The following is a 1,067-nucleotide window of genomic DNA, read 5'->3' on the forward strand; positions in this document are numbered from 1 at the left end:
GATAAAAATACCCTCCCGCCCCGCCGGCACGGCGGCGGTCAGCCGCTGTCCTTGTGCATTTTCCCAGGAAATCTGGATGTAGTCGGCAATGTGGGAGCCCGACGAGAAGGGACGCTTTCCGCTGACGATCCAGCCGTCGGTCGCACGCCTGCCTGACGACGTCTTCGACATCGCGTTGCCGGAGTTCCCCCAGACCCAATTCGCCGCCGCAGACGCGCGCAGCCAATGATCCTTCTGCGCTTGCGATGCCCGGAAGAGGACGAGATTGAGCGGCAGATGATGGTAGCCGAACAGATGGGCGAGCGACCCGTCCGTGCGGGCAAGTTCACGCACGACCCGCATGATCGAGAGCCAGGATGCGCCCTTCCCGCCATACTGAACGGGGATCTGCGCCGAGGGCAGGCAGCTCTCCTTGAGCAGCCGTACCTGTTCGGTCGGTCGTCCGCCGCGTTTGTCGCGTTCCACGGCGTCCGTGTCGAAGAGTGTTCTAAGCTCGACTGCTTTGGCGACGAAAGGATCGGTCAGGTCAGGTTCGAAAGACATCTTTGGCCCACGCTGTCGTGATCCCGATTGGTGGGTCACCTAGGCGTCGAGGGTTTGACGGGCGCCACCGTAAGTCCAGCAATATCTATTTGATCTCACGCGAAGAAAATCTTTTCACCGATCAGCGCGGAAGATCGGCGAGGACGGTCATCGCGGCATGCCAAGGACCGTGCAATGGAACTTTATCCGCGTATTTCGCGAGCATTGCGGCAACTAAATCGCGAGCGGCCATCTCAATAGAATATAATTTCTATAGAATAAATTGCGAGATGCTAGCCTCTTGTGGGCGAGACCCAGGAGAGCAGCATGACCGATCAGAAACGCCAGCTAAAACTTGGAGCTTTTCTTTATCCCACCGGCCACCACGTCGCTGCCTGGCGCCATCCAGATGCGCAAGCTGACGCCGGTGCCAATTTTTCGCACTATATCGGCCTGGCGCAGGTGGCCGAAGCAGCAAAGTTCGACCTGATCTTCATGGCTGACGGCGTCGGCACCCGCGGAACGGACATCGAAGCGCTCAGCCG

Annotated in this window: 1 protein-coding gene and 1 pseudogene; one reads left to right on the plus strand and one right to left on the minus strand. The window is 59.2% G+C overall.

Features of this window, described 5'->3' with window-relative positions; genetic code table 11:
* The coding region (locus A3AY_RS0114510) for an acyl-CoA dehydrogenase family protein (protein ID WP_018326384.1) at positions 1–543 on the minus strand (543 nt) is incomplete at its 3' end.
* A 306-nt stretch (positions 544–849) separates the two neighbouring features.
* Between A3AY_RS0114510 and A3AY_RS0114515 the strand changes: the two are divergent.
* Positions 850–1,067: pseudogene (locus tag A3AY_RS0114515) on the plus strand (LLM class flavin-dependent oxidoreductase); the annotation flags it as partial.

Origin of the sequence: Rhizobium giardinii bv. giardinii H152 (assembly GCF_000379605.1) — a bacterium.
Classification (GTDB): domain Bacteria; phylum Pseudomonadota; class Alphaproteobacteria; order Rhizobiales; family Rhizobiaceae; genus Pararhizobium; species Pararhizobium giardinii.